Below are 15874 nucleotides of genomic sequence, written 5' to 3'. Positions count from 1 at the left end.
CGACACTGGGGCATGCGCATCCTGGTGAAACTCGTGGTCGATTGTGACGCCGACGCCGCTTGGCGGGCCCTGCATTCCCCGCGGGCGCTCGCCGAACTGGACGGACCGTTCGTCGAACGCGACTCGCTCGCCGGGTTGCCCACCGCCTGGCGACCCGGCGACGACACCATCGTGCAACTGTCGCTCGGACCGGTGCCGCTGGGCCGCCAGCTCATCGACATCAGCGAGATCCACCGCGACGACCACGGGCGACGGGTACGCATCCTGCGCGACACCGGCATCCCGCTGTCGGGGCCGCTGGCCGCCCTCGACGTGTGGGACCACCAGATGGCGGTCAGTCCCGCGCCCGGCGACCCGGCGCGCACGCTGTGGCGCGAGCGCCTGGTGATCGGCGGCGCCGCCGCACCCGCACTGTGGCCGGTGCTGTGGACGATCTGGCAATGGCGCTCGGCCCGCATCCGTGCGCTCGCACCGACGTGGGCACACGATCCGAACCCGGCCGGCCGTCCTCCCGCGTGACGGCCGGCCTCGGCCCCGCGGCCAGCCCGGGCAGCTCCGTCGACCCCGATTGACGTGCACCCGCGTGACGGCGTGGCCGGATGCCTGTGTGCACAACGGCGGAGATCCTGACCGACACGCCGGGCCCGCGGCATCCCGCCACGGCGTGTCGTCGAAAATCCCCGCAGTTGTGCACGCGCGCCAGCAGGCAGCGGCGGCCAGCAGGCCGGGTCCCGCCGCCTACACAGCCAGCGCCTCGACGGGGGTGACCCGGGTGGCCAGCCGGGTGGGCACCACCGCGGCCACCAGCGTGAGCAGGGCCGTCGCGGCCACGATCACCCCGACCACCGCCAACGGCACCGCCGGCACCACCAGTCCCGCCGCCGCGTGGTTCGGGTCGGCCGCCACCGCCCCCAGCAGTGACTGCGCGCCGGCCCAGCCGTAAGCGACGCCCAGCACCACCCCCACGACCACCGAGGTCACGGTGATGTGCGCGGCCTCGAGCAGCACGACCCGGCGCACCTGCCCGGTCGACAGCCCCAGCGCGCGCAGCAACCCCAGCTCGCGGCGCCGCTGCACCACGCCGAGCGTGAGCAGGTTGACCAGGCCGACCGCGGCGATCACCGCCGACACCGCCACCAGACCCATCATGATCGCCGCGAACGTGTCGAGCACGGTGGCCATCTCGTCGGGCAGGTGCCCGCCGGCGGCGGCCGTCATGACCGCCTTGGCCGACTCCATCGCGACGGCGAACATCGTCACGAGCGTCACCCCGACGACCACGCCGATCGCCATGCGACTCGACCGGTCAGGATGCCGCAGCGCATTCTCGGCGGCCAGCCGCGCGACTGCGCCCCGGCCGAACGCCCGCCCCACCAGCCGCAGTGCCGGCGGCATGATCAGCGCCGCGCCGAGCACGATGCCGGTGAACGAGAACACCCCGCCGAAGAACGCCACCACGACCCCCAGCGGCGACACCAGGCCGAGCACGATGCCACCGGCCACCAGCAGCGCCCCGAACGCGAACAGCACCATCGCCGTCACGTGGCGGCCGCTGCGACGCGCCACCTCGTCGCGGGTGGCCTCGGCGGTGGCACCCAGCGCCTGCAACGGCGTCACGGTCAGCACGCGCCGCGACCCCGCCCAGGCCGCCGCCCACGTGGTCAGCGCGACCACGACGGCCGGCACCACGAGCATCGGCTGCACGAGCTGGAACGGTACGTCCTGCAGACCCAGCGCGCGCCCGGCGACCGCCACCCCGGCGGCGGACAGACCCGTGCCGGCCAGCAGTCCGACCGCGGCCCCGATCGTCCCCACGATCAGGCCCTGCCGGGCGACCTCACCGCGCTGCGACCGCGCCGACGCGCCGATCAGGCGCAACAGCGCGATCTGCCGGGTGCGCCCGGCCACGACGGTCGAGAACGTGTTCGCGGTGACGATCGCCGCGACGTACACCGCGACCCCGACGAGCACGAACGTGAGAAACCCGAGCACGAACGCCAGCGTGCCGCTGTCGCCCACGTACGGGTCGGCCCGCAGCATCGCCGCGATGTATCCGGTCGCCGAGATGAGGATGACACCGAACGCGGCCGAGATCGCCGACACCAGGATGCTCGCGCCCATGCCCCGTTCGCGCAGCCACGCGGCGTTCATGCCCGCACCCGGGCATCCAGCTCGTTCGCGAGCATGTAGGCCGAGATCTCTTCGGCACTCTGCCGCGGCTTGTCGGCGACGATGCGACCGTCGCCGAGGAACAGCACCCGGTCGGCGTGGCTTGCGGCGACCGGGTCATGGGTGACCATGGCGATCGACTGTCCGTGCTCGGCACTGGCGGTGCGCAGCAGCGCGAGCACCTCGCGGCCCGACCGCGAGTCGAGGTTTCCGGTCGGCTCGTCGGCGAACACCAGGTCGGGCGCGGTGGCCAGAGCGCGGGCGATGGCGACCCGCTGCTGCTGGCCGCCCGACAGCTCATGCGGCCGGTGCCGCAGGCGCGCACCCAGCCCGAGGCTCTCGATCAGTCCGTCGATGCGCGCCTTCTCGAGCGCCGACGGGCGGCGCCCGTCGAGGTCGAACGGCAGCAGGATGTTGCCGAGCGCGTCGAGGGTGGGCACCAGGTTGAACGCCTGGAACACGAAGCCCACCCGGCGGCGGCGCAGAATCGTCAGCTCGAGGTCGCTCAGCCCGGTGATCTCGGTGTCACCGATCCAGGCACGCCCGGTGCTGGGCGCGTCCAGGCCCGCCATGATGTGCATGAGGGTGGACTTGCCCGAGCCCGACGGCCCCATGATCGCGGTGAACTCCCCGCGCCGGATGCCGACGGTCACGCCGTCGAGGGCGCGTACCTCGCCCGCGCCCGAGCCGTAGGTCTTGGTCAGCTGGTGCACGCGGGCGGCCAGCCCCAGTTCGGTCGATGTGATCTGCATGTCATCGACGCTAGGGATGCCGCATCCCGCCCACATCGGCCGGAAGTCGGCTCTCGTCTACATCCCGAGGATGATCCTCGTCAGTCCTCGGGCTGCTGGTGCGTCGAGATCGCGAGCCGGTTCCACACGTTGATCGTCGCGATCGCGGTCAGCAGCTGCGCCATCTCGGTGGCGTCGAAGACGGCGGATGCCGCATCCCACACCTCATCGGACACACCGCCGTGCGAGATGAGCGTCACCTCTTCGGTCAGCGCCAGCGCCGCCCGCTCGCGCTCGGAGTACAGGTCGTCGACCTCGCGCCAGGCGCGCAGCACGTCGAGTCGCCGGTTGGACTCTCCCGCCGCACGCGCCTCGCCCGCGTGCATGTTCATGCAGTACGCGCATCCGTTGATCTGCGACGCCCGGAGTTTGACGAGCGTGATCAGCCGGTCGTCGACGGGTCCGGTGTGCACCGCCTTCTCCAGTCCGAGCACGGCCCGGAAACCCTCCGGGAACGCGCTTGCCACCACCATCCGCTCACTGACCATCGTCGATCCTCTCCGCGCGCACGGCGCTTTGCCGCTCCCTTCCGGTCTACACCCGCCCGAGGCGGGCAGGGGCCGCGCCGCATTGTCACGGTCGCCGGGCGGGAGCGGCAGGCCCCCGGGACTGATAATCTGCGATACAGGCACGAGAAGGTGATGGCATGGCATCTCACGCGGGTTCGGCAGCCGGGATCACAGCCGGTCAGGTGATGACCGCACCGGTGATCACGGTCGGTCCGGACGCGACCATCGCGCACATCGCCGAGACGCTCACCTCGGCGCGCATCAGCGCCGTGCCGGTCGTCGACGGCTCGGGCACGGTGCTCGGGCTGATCAGCGAACTCGACCTTCTCGCCCGCAGCGGTCGCACCGCGCGCGAGATCATGACCACGGCCGTGATCAGTGTCACGACCGACACCGACATCGAGCAGGTGCGACGGATCCTGGTGGGTTCCCAGATCCGTCGCGTGCCGGTGTTGTCCTCCGGCCGATTGGTCGGGATCATCAGCCGCGCCGACCTGGTCGGCCGGATGGTGGAATGGGCGTGCGGCGTCTGCGGAGAAACCGTCCGCGGCGCGCACCCGCCGCTGGTGTGCCCGAAATGCGGGGGAAGCGAGGACCGGTTCACGCTGCAGGAGCAGCCCCCCGGTCCCTGACGAGGCACGCGGTCACAAGCCGCGTTGTTCGGTGAGAGGGATTCACAATGGCCGGACGAACGCAGGATCCGCAGCGCGAGAAGACCGCCACCGGCGGTGACGCGCGCGCGGACGACGCGACGACGACACGCAAGAAGAAGGCCCCCGCGAGATCCGCGGGGGCACGTGCGAGCGGGGATGCCACGACCGCCGCGCCCGCGCAGGGTGCGGCCGCGGCACCGCGCCGCGGCACGAAGGCGGCCGCAGCCGCGCCGAAGGGCAGGTCGAGCGCATCCGCCCCCCGCAGCCGGACCGCCGCGGGCAAGACCGCCTCGGGCAAGACCGCCGCGGGCAAGACCGGCGCGACGAAGGCCACGGGAAAGACCGCCGCGGGCAAGGCGGCCGCCACGACCGCGCAGGCCGCGCCGTCGGCACCGGCCGCCGTGCCGCAGCCGGACGCGCAGACCCGCATCGGGTACTACCGCGAGATGGCGCTGATCCGTGAGTTCGAGCAGCGCGCCGGCGAGATGTACACGCGCGCCAAGATCGGCGGCTACTGCCACCTCAACCTCGGCGAAGAGCCCACCGTGGTGGGACTGATGGCAGCGCTGCGCCCCACCGACTACCTGTACACGAACTACCGCGACCACGGTTACGCGATCGCCCGGGGCCTGGGCACCGGCCGCGTCATGGCCGAACTGTTCGGCCGGGTCGACGGCGTCTCGCGCGGCCTGGGCGGTTCGATGCACATGTACGACGCCGACAAGCGGATGCTCGGCGGCTACGGCATCGTCGGCGGGCAGATTCCGCTGGCCACCGGCGCCGCGCTGGCGATCGCGTCGCGCAGCAAGCCGGGGCCGGACGCCGAGGCCGTGATGTGCCAGATGGGCGACGGCACCACGAACATCGGCGCGTTCCACGAGGCGCTGAACCTCGCCGCGATCTGGAAGCTGCCGATCGTCTACGTGATCATCAACAACGGCATGGGCATGGCCACCACGGTGGAACACGCCTCGGGTGAGCCCGAGCTGTACAAGCGGGGATGCTCGTACCGCATCCCCGGGCGCCGGGTGGACGGCGACGACCCCGAGGCGGTGCGGCTTGCCGCCGTCGAGATGCTCGACGCGGCCCGCGAGAAGCGGCAGCCGGGCATCCTCGAAGTGATGAGCCACCGCCTCAAGGGACACTCCGTGGTCGACCCGGCCCGCTACCGCAGCAAGGAGGAGGTCGCCGAGCTCAAGAAGCTCGATCCGGTGCCCGCCTACCGTCACGAGCTGATCGAGGACGGCGTGCTCGACGAGGCATCCGCCGACACGATCGACGGCGACGTGGTCAACGAGGTGGCCGAGGCCATCGCGTTCGCCGACGCCAGCCCCGAGCCCGCGCCCGAGCGGCTGTTCGACTACACGTACGCGACCGCGGTCGCCAATGCCCCCCGACTGATGCCCGGCGACCCGGTCCTGGCCGCGGGCTGGGACAAGGAGGCGTGAGATGACACCGAACGATGAAGGGAAGCCTGTGTCGACGTCGCTGGTCACCTACCGTCAGGCGCTGCACGACGCGCTGCGCGACGAGATGCTGCGCAACCCCGAGGTCATCCTGCTGGGTGAAGAGATCGGGATCTTCGAGGGGTCGTACAAGATCACCGAGGGCCTGCTGAAGGAGTTCGGCCCCGAGCGGGTGCGCGACACCCCGATCTCGGAAGAGGGTTTCACCGGCGCCGCGATCGGCGCGGCGATGCTCGGCATGCGCCCGGTCGTCGAGATCATGACGATCAACTTCTCGCTGATCGCGATCGACCAGATCGTGAACCACGCCGCCAAGATCTACGGCATGTTCGGCGGGCAGACCTCGGTGCCGCTGGTGATCCGCACGCCCGGCGGCGGTGGGCAGCAGCTGGCCGCCACACACTCGCAGAACCTCGAGGTCTGGTACGCGCACATCCCGGGGCTGAAGGTCGTGGCCCCGTCGACCCCGGCCGACGCGAAGGCGATGCTCCTGGCATCCATTCGCGACGACGACCCGGTGCTGTTCCTCGAGAACCTGTCGCTGTACAACACCAAGGGCGAGGTGCCCGAGGGGGATGCCGTGGCCGAGATCGGCAAGGCGAAGGTGACCGTCGAGGGCACCGACCTGACCGTGGTGGGCTACTCGCGGTCGGCGGTGATCGCGAAGGACGTGGCGCGGCGCATGGCCGAGCAGGGCGTGTCGATCGAGGTCGTCGACCTGTGCAGCCTGCGGCCGCTGGACCGCGAGACGATCTGCCGTTCGGTGCGCAAGACCGGCAAGGCGGTCGTGCTCGAGGACGACTGGCTCACCTACGGGATCGGCGCCGAGATCGCCGCGACGATCCAGGAGGGCGCGTTCGACTACCTCGACGCGCCGGTGCGGCGCGTGGGTGCGGCCGAGGTGCCGCTGCCGTACGCGAAGTCGCTGGAGAAGATCGCGCTGCCGGATGCAGACGCGCTGATCCGTGTCATCAACGAACAGCTCGACGCGACGCGGTTCGCGCGTTAGGAGGGGAACGCGATGCCTGAAGTGTTCATGCCGCGCCTGTCGGACACCATGACCGAGGGTGCCATCGCCCAGTGGCTCAAGGCCGAGGGCGACACCGTCGAGCGCGGTGACGTGATCGCCGAGATCGAGACCGACAAGGCCGTGATGGACCTGGAGGCCTACGAGGGCGGTGTGCTCGAGAAGATCCTGGTGCAGCCGGGCGAGAACGTCGCCATCGGTGCGCCGATCGCCGTGATCGGCGACGGGTCGGGGTCTGCGTCGTCCGGCTCCGGGTCGGCGTCCGCGTCGTCCGGTGGTGCGGATGCCGCGCCGTCCGATGGTGCGGATGCCGCGTCGTCCGGCGCCGGCTCGGATGCCGCGGCGTCCGGGGGTGCCGGCGGGGATGCCGCGGCCGCGACGTCGGCAGCATCCGAGCCCGCCCCGGCCGAGGACGCCGACCGGTCGAAGGCCGGGGGTGACACCGACGGTGCAGGCGAAGCATCCGGTGCCGCCGAGAAGACCGGCGAACCCGCCGCCGAGACCGGCGAACCTGCCGCCGAGGGCGGCGCGCCCGCCCACGCCCCTGGCGAGCGGATCAAGGCCACCCCGCTGGTGCGCTCGCTCGCGCGCAGCAACGGCATCGACCTGGCGACCGTGACCGGCACCGGTCCCGGCGGCCGCATCGTGCGCGCCGACATCGAGCAGCTGCTCGGCGGTCAGCCGACGGCGACACCGCAGGCTGCGGCATCCGTCGCCCCGGCGACCCCGCCGACCCCGTCCGAGCCGCAGGCGGCACCCGCCTCGGCCGCGCCGGTGGCGACCCCGCTCGACGACGACGAGCGGGTGCCGATGTCGCAGATCCGCAAGGTCACCGCGCGTCGGCTGACCGAGGCCGCACTGGTGCCGGTGTTCCAGCTGACCAGCGTGGTCGACGCGTCGCGGCTGACCGAGGTGCGCCGCGACATCAACACGCGCCTGGCCGACGCGGGCGTCAAGGTGAGCGTGAACGACCTGATCGTGCGGGCCGTGGCCGTGGCGCTCGCGATGCACCCCGAGGCGAACGCCTCGTTCGGCGGCGACGCGATCCTGCGGCACAAGCACGTGAACGTCGGCGTGGCCGTCGCCCTCGATGACGGGTTGGTCGTGCCCGTCGTCAAGGACGCCGACAAGAAGTCGGTCACCGCGATCGGCGCCGAGGTCAAAGACCTCGCGGCGCGTGCGCGTGCCGGCCGCCTCAAGCTCGACGAGATGAGCGGCGGCACGATCTCAGTGTCGAACCTCGGCATGTTCGGGGTCGACCAGTTCACCGCGGTGATCAACCCGCCCGAGGCGATCATCGTCGCCGTGGGCGGCACGGCCGACGAAGCGGTCGTCGTCGACGGCGAAGTACAGATCCGCCCGCGCACGCGGCTGACCATCACGGTCGACCACCGGGTGCTCGACGGGGCCGGGGCGGCCGCCTTCCTGAAGGATCTGACCGACCTGCTCACCGAGCCGCTGCGGATCCTGGTGTGACCGATGCCATGACGGGAGCGCCCGGTGCACTGCGCCGGGCGCTCCCGTACCTCGTGTCGGCACTGGTGTGCACCGTCGCCGGCGGCCTACTGGCCGCGGCGACCGCCTACGCGAGCACCCAGAAGACGGCGTGGGCGACGGCCTACCTGGTGCTGGTGGGCGGGGTCGCGCAGGTCGGCCTGGGAGCCGCGCTCGCCTGGCTGGCTCAGCACGCGAGCATGCGCACCGCCTGGGTCGGATTCGTGCTGTTCACGCTCGGCAACGCCGGCGTGCTGGCGGGGCAGCTGTCGGGGCTGATCGCGCTGACCTTCACCGGCGGTGCGCTGCTGGTGGTCGCCCTCGCGGTCATCGTCGCCGCGACCCGCGGCGGGGCGCCTGCCCATCCGGTGCTGCTGTGGGGGTTCCGGGCCCTGGTGGTGCTGCTGGCCGTGAGCATCCCCACCGGACTGGTGCTCGCCGTCGTCGGGCACTGAGCCGGTCGATACGGCCGTCACCCGTGCCGTCGACAGGCTGAGACGGCACCACGCCGCCGCGGGGGCGGCTTTCGACCCGATCCAGCCTGTCGACGGCCCGCAGGCCTCACGCCAGTCCGTGCTCGAAGGCGAACACCACCAGCTGCACCCGGTCGCGCAGCGCCAGCTTGGTCAGGATCCGGCTGATGTGCGTCTTGACGGTCGCCTCGCTGAGGTATTCGCGTGCCGCGATCTCGGCGTTCGACAGGCCGCGCGCCGCCAAGGCGAAGATCTCGCGTTCCCGCTCGGTCAGCGTGCCGAACGCGTCAGGCACCGGCGCCGGGGCGGCGGGGGCGGTCTGCGCGAACAGATCGCGGGTGGCCGATGCCGCGATCACCGCCGATCCGGCGTGCACGGTGCGGATCGCGGCGAGCAGGAACTCCGGGTCGGCGTCCTTGAGCAGAAACCCGCTCGCCCCCTGCCGGATCGCCCGGGCCGCCGCCTCGTCGAGGTCGAACGTGGTGAGCATCACGATGCGCGGGGCGTCCGCGTCGGCCAGCAGTTCGGCGGTGGCGGCCAGCCCGTCCATCACCGGCATCCGGATGTCCATCAGCACCACGTCCGGTCGGGTCTGCCGCACCACGTCGATGGCCTCACGACCGTCGGATGCCTCACCCACGACCTCGAGGTCGGCCTGCGAGTCGATCACCATGCGGATGCCGGCGCGGAACAGCGCCTGATCGTCCGCCAACACGACGCGGATCATCCCCGTCCTCCCCCGCCGGCGCACCCGGCGTCCACAGCATCGTCGCCGGCGCGCCCGGCGTTCACAGCTCCCCCGCCGCCGCACCCGGCGTTCACATCGAGCCTGCCATCGGGATGCGGGCGCGCACGACGAACATGTCGCCTTCGGCACCGGCATCCATCATGCCGCCCACCAGCAGCGCCCGCTCGCGCATGCCGATCAGCCCGTGCCCGGTCGACGTCGGCGCGGCCGGTGCGGCGCTGTGCCCGGCGCGCAGCCCGTTGCGCACGGCCAACTCCACCCGGTCGGCGTGCCACGCCAGGGTGAGGTCCACCGTGCCGCCGGCGCCGTGGCGCAGCGCGTTGGTGAGCGCCTCTTGCAGAATGCGGTAGACGGCCAGCTGCACCGCCGTCGGCACCTCGCTGCGCGGCGCGGGGTCGATCGTCACCCGCAGCTCGAGTCCGGCGGTGCGCACCTGCGCGAACAGGGTGTCGAGGTCGGCGAGAGTCGGCTGCGGGCCGTCCTCTTCGCGGTGGCGCAACTGGGCCAGCAGCAGGCGCACATCGGCGAGCGCCGCCCGCGCCGTGGTCGAGATGGTGCCCAGCGCCTCGGCCTGCGCCGCAGGGTCGGATGCCGCGGCGTACCGTGCGCCGTCGGCCTGCGCGATCACCACTGCGAGCGAGTGGGCGACCACGTCGTGCATGTCGCGGGCGATGCGCGCCCGTTCCTGCTCGGCGGCGGCATCGGCCTGCGCCCGCAGCTGCGCCGCCCGGTCGGTGCGCGCCCGCCGGGCGGTGCGCACCAGGGCACCGGTGGTCCAGGCCAGCAGCAGGGCGAAGGCGGCCGCGATGAGCACCGCCACCGCGAGGGGGAGGGTCTGCAGACCGAACCGGGCGCCGGTGAGCACGACGTACAGGTACACGGTCGCCACCGCCGCGCCGACCAGCGCCGAGGCGAAACCGGCCCAGAACACCGCACGGGTGCCGTAGGCGGCCGCCGTGTAGAGCACCGCGAACACGGCGAGGTCGACCGCGGTGGGCGGGCGACCGAAGCTCATCTGCAGCGCCGCTCCGGCCCAGGCCAGGCCGAGGGCGAGCGGCGGTGACATGCGGCGCACCGCGACGGCGCCGCCGAAGATCAGGCACAGCAGCACCGCGACCGGTACGTGCAACGGCGTACCGCCGATGTCCACCGCCAGCTCGCCGGGCAGGCACAGCAGCGCGAACAGCGCCGCCACGATCGTGTCGATGACGATCTGGTGGGTGCGCAGCGGGCGGAACACGCCCTTCACGCTACGGGAGCGGGGACGGATGCCGCATCCACCGTGCGATGTATCCCCCGCGCTCACCCGTCGAGGCGCTGGCGCAGCACGTACGGCAGGATGCCGCCGTGCCGGTAGTACTCCCGCTCGGTCGGGGTGTCGATGCGCACCACGGCGGTGAACTCCCGCGCCTGCCCACCGTCGGGCTCGACCCGCACGGTGACCTCGCGCGGCACCTCGTCGGCGCCGGCGAGCCCGGTGATCGAATAGGTCTCGGTGCCGTCCAGCCCGAGCGTGTCGGCCGACTCGCCGTCGCGGAACTGCAGCGGCAGCACGCCCATGCCGATGAGGTTCGATCGGTGGATGCGCTCGAACGACTGCGCGAGCACCGCCTTCGCACCCAGCAGCAGCGTGCCCTTGGCCGCCCAGTCGCGCGACGACCCCGACCCGTACTCGGTGCCGGCGAGCACGATCAGCGGGGTGCCGGCGGCGGCGTAGACCTCGGACGCGGCGAAGATCGAGGTCTCGTCGCCGCCAGGCAGCACCCGGGTGAATCCGCCCTCGACGCCGGGCACGAGCTGGTTGCGCAACCGGATGTTCGCGAACGTGCCGCGGATCATCACCTCGTGGTTTCCGCGACGCGACCCGTACGAGTTGAACTCGCGCGGAGTCACCCCGTGCTCAGTGAGGTATTCGCCGGCCGGCGAGTCGCGCTTGATCGTGCCCGCCGGCGAGATGTGGTCGGTGGTCACCGAGTCGCCGAGCTTGGCCAGCACCCGGGCGCCGACGATGTCGCGCAGCGGCTCGGGCTCGCGGCCCATCCCATCGAAGTACGGCGGCCGTCGCACATAGGTCGAGTCATCCTGCCAGTCGAACCGGTCGCCTTCCGGCACCGGCAGCGCGTTCCAGTTCTCGTCGCCGGCGTACACGTCCGAGTACCCCTCGGTGAACATGCGCGCCTCGACGCAGGCGTCGACGACCTGCTTGATCTCGTGCGCGGTGGGCCAGATGTCCTTCAGATACACCGGCTGCCCGTCGCTGCCGGTGCCGAGCGGGTCCCGGTCCAGGTCGACGTGCATCGACCCGGCCAGCGCGTATGCGACCACCAGCGGCGGCGAGGCGAGGAAGTTCATGCGCGTCTGCGCGTGGATCCGCCCCTCGAAGTTGCGGTTGCCGCTGAGCACCGACGCGACCGTCAGGTCCCCGGCATCCACCGCCGCCGCCACCTCGTCGATGAGCGGCCCGGAGTTGCCGATGCAGGTCGTGCACCCGTAGCCGACCAGGTTGAACCCGAGTTCGTCGAGGTACGGGGTCAGGCCCGAGCGCTCGAAGTAGTCGGTGACCACGCGCGACCCAGGCGCGAGCGACGTCTTCACCCACGGCTTCGACGTCAGGCCCTTCTGCACGGCGTTGCGGGCGAGCAGCGCCGCCCCGATCATCACCGACGGGTTCGACGTGTTGGTGCACGAGGTGATCGCCGCGATGACGACGTCGCCGTTGTCGAGCGAGGCATCCTGCCCCGCCACGGTGAGCGTCTGCGGGTTCGACGGCCACTCGATCGCCCCGCCGTCGTCGGGGGCCGGTGCGGCGGCGGATGCCTCGAACATGTCGGGCTCGCCGAGGAAGGGGTCGGATGCCGGAAAGGTGTCGTCGATCGCGTCGTCGAGCGCGGTCAGCTTCTGCACGTCGGCAGTCGGGTCGGCCAGCAGGTGCTCGACGGTGCGGGCCGCGTGTGCGAGCGGGATGCGATCCTGCGGGCGGCGAGGCCCGGCGATCGACGGCTCGATCGAGCCGAGGTCGAGCTCGACCACCTGCGAGTAGTCGGGCTCGTGGTCGGGGTCGTGCCAGAGCCCCTGCTCCTTGGCGTACGCCTCGACCAGCGCCACCCGCTCCGGGCTGCGCCCGGTGAAGCGCAGGTAGTCGAGGGTCTCGTCGTCGATCGGGAAGATCGTGACCGTCGAGCCGTACTCCGGGCTCATGTTGCCGATCGTGGCACGGTTGGCCAGCGGCACGTTCGCCACACCCGGGCCGAACAGCTCGACGAACTTGCCGACCACGCCGGTGTGCCGCAGCAGTTCGGCGACGGTGAGCACCATGTCGGTGGCGGTCACGCCCTCGCGCAGCTCGCCGACCAGCTTCAATCCGATCACCTCGGGCAGCAGCATCGACACCGGCTGGCCGAGCATCGCCGCCTCGGCCTCGATGCCGCCCACACCCCAGCCCACTACGCCGAGCCCGTTGACCATGGGCGTGTGCGAATCGGTGCCCACCAGCGTGTCGGGGTAGGCCTGCGGCATCCCGTCGCCTGCCGTGCCGGCATCGGCACCGAACACGACGCGGGCGAGGTACTCGAGGTTGACCTGGTGGCAGATGCCGGTGTCGGGCGGCACCACCACGAAGTCGTCGAACGCGTGCTGGGCCCAGCGCAGCAGCTGGTAGCGCTCGCGGTTGCGCTCGAACTCGAGGTCGGCGTTGATGCGCGCCGACTGCGGACGACCGAAGCTGTCGGCGATCACCGAGTGGTCGATCACCAGCTCGACCGGGATGAGCGGGTTCACCTGCTGCGGGTCGCCGCCCAGTTCGTCCATCGCGTCGCGCATCGCGACCAGGTCGACCACGCAGGGCACACCGGTGAAGTCCTGCAGCAGCACCCGTGCCGGGGTGAACTGGATCTCGGCATGGCCGACGTCCTGCGGGTTCCACGCGGCCAGGGCGCGCACCTGGTCGGCGGTGACCGTCGTGCCGTCCTCGTTGCGCAGCAGGTTCTCGAGCAGGATCTTCAGGCTGTAGGGCAGCCGATCGCTGTTCGGGATGCTGTCCAGCCGGTGGATCGCGTATTTCCGGTCACCGACCGTGAGGGTGTCTGTGGATCCGAAACTGTCGAGCATCGATATCGCCTCCCGGCACCTGCGTGCGGCGACGGCCGTCGACACGGCGTCGCCGTGACCTGCATGCGGGCGGCGCGGCTCGGTGCCGCCCCTCTGGCCCCATCATGCCCCCGACCGCGCACTTCGGCCACCCCCGTCTGTGCAGGGGAGGACCCGGCGACCGCGTCGGAACGCCGCTGGTCAGCCCGCGTCTCCTCGGCCCGTTCCGGCGGCAGGGCGATCAGGATCGGTGGATGTCGCCGGCACGAGCGGTCGGTGCTCGTAGAAGGTCTGCAGCACGATCGTGGTGCGGGTGCGCACCGAGGCGGCCTGGCGGATCTGCCCGATCAGCCGTTCCAGCTCGCGCGGTGACGCGACCCGCACGAACAGCATGTAGCTGGCGTCGCCGGCGATCGAGTGGCACGCCTCGATCTCGGAGAGGTGCTCGAGCAACTCGGGCGCGTTGTCGGGCTGGGCGGGGTCGAGCGGCGTGATCTCGACGAACGCGGCCAGCGGCTTGCCGACCGCTTCGGCGTCGAGGATCGGGCGATACCCCGCGATGACGCCGCGCGACTCGAGCCGACGCAGCCGCGCCTGCACGGCCGAGACCGACAGGGAGACCAGTCCCGCCAACTGCGCGAGCGTGGCCCGGGCGTCGCGCGAGATCTCCGCGAGCAGTCGCGTGTCGATCGCATCGAGTCCCGGGGTGGGTGTCGCATCGGCCATCGCCGTAATATTATCGGTTGTACGGCATCGCAGCCGTAAATAATCCATCGAATCGCCGCCACGGCGGCGCGAGCTTCGAAGATCGGAGGTTTCCCATGACCCTCAGCCAGACCCACGACATCCGTGCGGACAAGGCCGTCGTCGGTGAGCCGGAGGTCGTCGAGGACGCCACCACCGCCGAGGGCAGTGCCGCCTGGCGGGTGCTGAAGGATGCCGCGACCGCGCTCCAGCAGATCCAGGCGCAGGACGGGTCGGTGCCCGAGGAGGCCGACAAACCGCGCGCCGGTGAGCTGGTCGCCCAGATCGTCGCGGCGATCCGCGCGCTGGCGCCGGCGTTCCCGCACGACGACGCGTACCTGCAGGCATCCGTCCGCGACTTTCAGCGGTGGGCGGATGAGGGGTTCGGCGTACCCGACTTCTACGACTCGCTCGTCGAGTTCCACCCCGAGCAGCACCGGGTCGACGGGCTGCGGCACTTGGTCGTGTTCCCGATGTACACGCAGAACGGGTCCTCCAACCGCTACGTCGAGGCACTGATCGTCGAGGTGATCTGGCCGGAGTTCATCGCGGCGCTCGAGGCCGGTGACTACGGTAACAAGCTGTTCGTCTCGCTGCGGCTGATCGACTTCACGCCCGGCTACGACACGAACTCGGCCGTGCTGTTCCCCGAGACCGTGGCGATGCGCGAGATCCCGACCTTCACCTGGGGCGCCATCTTCCAGGACCGCGAGGCCGCACGATACCGCCGCGTCGTGCGTGCGGCATCCGAGATCACCAAGCTCGACCTGCCGGCCGACGCCGCCCGCATGCTCGACGACCAGAAGCTGGCCGAAGAGACGTTCGTGATGTGGGACATCATCCACGACCGCACGCACATGCGCGGCGACCTGCCGTTCGACCCGTTCATGATCAAGCAGCGGATGCCGTACTTCCTGTACTCGCTCGAAGAGATGCGGTGCGACATGACCGCGTTCCGCGAGTGCGTCGGCATCCAGCAGCGGCTGCAGGCCAAGGCCGAGACCGAGGCGCTCAGCGAGACCGAGCAGCAGATCCTCGACCACGCGAAGCTCGTGCAGTACGCGGTGATCTTCGACCGCATCTTCCGCTTCGCGATCACCGGGTCGCGGGTGCGCAACTACGACGGGCTCGGCGGTCAGCTGCTGTTCGCCTGGCTGCACCAGCGCAACGTGCTGCACTGGACCGACACGGCGCTCGCGTTCGACTGGGACGAGGTGCCCGGCGCGGTGGTGGCTCTGGGCAACGCGATCGACGAGCTGTACTGGCGTTCGATCGACCGGCCCAAGACCGCGCACTGGCTGGCCGCGTACGACCTGGTGCGCTCGGTGGTCACCCCGCACCCGGCGTCGGTGTGGGCGCGCGGGCTCTCGGACGAGGTGCTCGCCGGACCGCCGCGCGGCTACACCGACCAGGTGCTGGACGACGAGTTCCCGCTGTCGATGTTCTACGAGGCGCTCGAGAAGAAGATGCGCGACGTGATCGCCTCGACCACCGGCATCCGCGGCACCGACTGACCCCGCCCGCCGCCCCGGCGGTGGCCGGCGCGTGGCTTGCCGGCGCGCGGCAGCGGCCCGGCCCGGCGGTTGCCCGCGCGCGGCGGCTTGCCGGGGCGCGGCGGTGACCGACTTGTTACCCGAACAGGGTTCGGAGGATCGCACGGACTTCGGATGATTCCAGCGGAATCGTCCGAGCCGCGCCACATCCTCCGAACCCT

Annotated in this window: 14 protein-coding genes; 7 read left to right on the top strand and 7 right to left on the bottom strand. The window is 71.4% G+C overall.

What is annotated here, in order from left to right; genetic code table 11:
- Window positions 1–12: 12 nt before the first annotated feature.
- Window positions 13–519: a hypothetical protein gene (locus tag H577_RS0108615; protein WP_029145621.1), complete on the top strand. Its 507-nt coding sequence runs from the start codon at window positions 13–15 to the stop codon at window positions 517–519.
- Window positions 520–738: 219 nt separating this feature from the next.
- Here H577_RS0108615 and H577_RS0108610 read toward each other — a convergent pair whose 3' ends face one another.
- From H577_RS0108610 to H577_RS0108600, 3 genes are all read right to left on the bottom strand, one after another.
- The gene (locus H577_RS0108610) at window positions 739–2151 is read right to left on the bottom strand and encodes an ABC transporter permease (protein WP_029145620.1); all 1413 of its coding nucleotides are present in this window, start codon (window positions 2149–2151) and stop codon (window positions 739–741) included.
- On the bottom strand, window positions 2148–2921 hold the full coding sequence (locus H577_RS0108605) for an ABC transporter ATP-binding protein (protein ID WP_029145619.1): 774 nt from the start codon (window positions 2919–2921) through the stop codon (window positions 2148–2150). The genes H577_RS0108610 and H577_RS0108605 overlap by 4 nt, the downstream gene beginning before the upstream one ends.
- A gap of 80 nt (window positions 2922–3001) precedes the next feature.
- Window positions 3002–3448: a carboxymuconolactone decarboxylase family protein gene (locus tag H577_RS0108600; protein WP_029145618.1), complete on the bottom strand. Its 447-nt coding sequence runs from the start codon at window positions 3446–3448 to the stop codon at window positions 3002–3004.
- Window positions 3449–3606: 158 nt separating this feature from the next.
- Here H577_RS0108600 and H577_RS0108595 point away from each other — a divergent pair, with 158 nt between their 5' ends.
- From H577_RS0108595 to H577_RS0108575, 5 genes are read left to right on the top strand one after another with little or no spacing between them, the layout of a single operon-like run.
- Window positions 3607–4101 (top strand): CBS domain-containing protein, encoded by a 495-nt coding sequence (locus H577_RS0108595; RefSeq protein WP_051191885.1) that lies wholly within the window; start codon window positions 3607–3609, stop codon window positions 4099–4101.
- Window positions 4102–4148: 47 nt separating this feature from the next.
- On the top strand, window positions 4149–5570 hold the full coding sequence (locus tag H577_RS15740; RefSeq protein ID WP_084516009.1) for a thiamine pyrophosphate-dependent enzyme: 1422 nt from the start codon (window positions 4149–4151) through the stop codon (window positions 5568–5570).
- Window position 5571: 1 nt separating this feature from the next.
- Complete coding sequence (locus H577_RS0108585) at window positions 5572–6597, top strand: alpha-ketoacid dehydrogenase subunit beta (protein WP_051191884.1); 1026 nt, start codon at window positions 5572–5574, stop codon at window positions 6595–6597.
- A gap of 12 nt (window positions 6598–6609) precedes the next feature.
- Complete coding sequence (locus H577_RS0108580; protein WP_029145615.1) at window positions 6610–8091, top strand: dihydrolipoamide acetyltransferase family protein; 1482 nt, start codon at window positions 6610–6612, stop codon at window positions 8089–8091.
- Entirely contained in the window at window positions 8088–8564 is a 477-nt protein-coding gene (locus H577_RS0108575; protein WP_051191883.1) for a hypothetical protein, read from the top strand. Before H577_RS0108580 ends, H577_RS0108575 begins: the two co-directional genes overlap by 4 nt.
- Window positions 8565–8670: 106 nt before the next feature.
- On the opposite strand, the gene H577_RS0108570 is transcribed toward H577_RS0108575, so the two are convergent.
- The 4 genes from H577_RS0108570 to H577_RS15735 all read right to left on the bottom strand — a co-directional run bounded on the left by H577_RS0108570 (window position 8671) and on the right by H577_RS15735 (window position 14142).
- Window positions 8671–9309: a response regulator gene (locus H577_RS0108570; protein ID WP_029145613.1), complete on the bottom strand. Its 639-nt coding sequence runs from the start codon at window positions 9307–9309 to the stop codon at window positions 8671–8673.
- 91 nt (window positions 9310–9400) lie between these two features.
- Window positions 9401–10570: a sensor histidine kinase gene (locus H577_RS0108565; RefSeq protein WP_029145612.1), complete on the bottom strand. Its 1170-nt coding sequence runs from the start codon at window positions 10568–10570 to the stop codon at window positions 9401–9403.
- 62 nt (window positions 10571–10632) lie between these two features.
- On the bottom strand, window positions 10633–13437 hold the full coding sequence (gene acnA / locus H577_RS0108560; RefSeq protein ID WP_036284240.1) for an aconitate hydratase: 2805 nt from the start codon (window positions 13435–13437) through the stop codon (window positions 10633–10635).
- Window positions 13438–13617: 180 nt separating this feature from the next.
- Window positions 13618–14142, bottom strand: a complete 525-nt coding sequence (locus tag H577_RS15735; RefSeq protein ID WP_051191882.1) for an Lrp/AsnC family transcriptional regulator — start codon at window positions 14140–14142, stop codon at window positions 13618–13620.
- Between the two features lie 95 nt (window positions 14143–14237).
- Between H577_RS15735 and H577_RS0108550 the strand changes: the two genes are divergently transcribed.
- Window positions 14238–15674, top strand: coding sequence for a DUF6421 family protein (locus tag H577_RS0108550; RefSeq protein ID WP_051191881.1), 1437 nt, complete (start codon window positions 14238–14240; stop codon window positions 15672–15674).
- Window positions 15675–15874: the final 200 nt, after the last annotated feature.

The organism is Microbacterium luticocti DSM 19459 (assembly GCF_000422405.1).
Lineage (GTDB): Bacteria > Actinomycetota > Actinomycetes > Actinomycetales > Microbacteriaceae > Microbacterium > Microbacterium luticocti.
The sequence above is the reverse complement of the archived record's forward strand: the minus strand, read 5'-3'. Positions and strand labels throughout refer to the sequence as shown.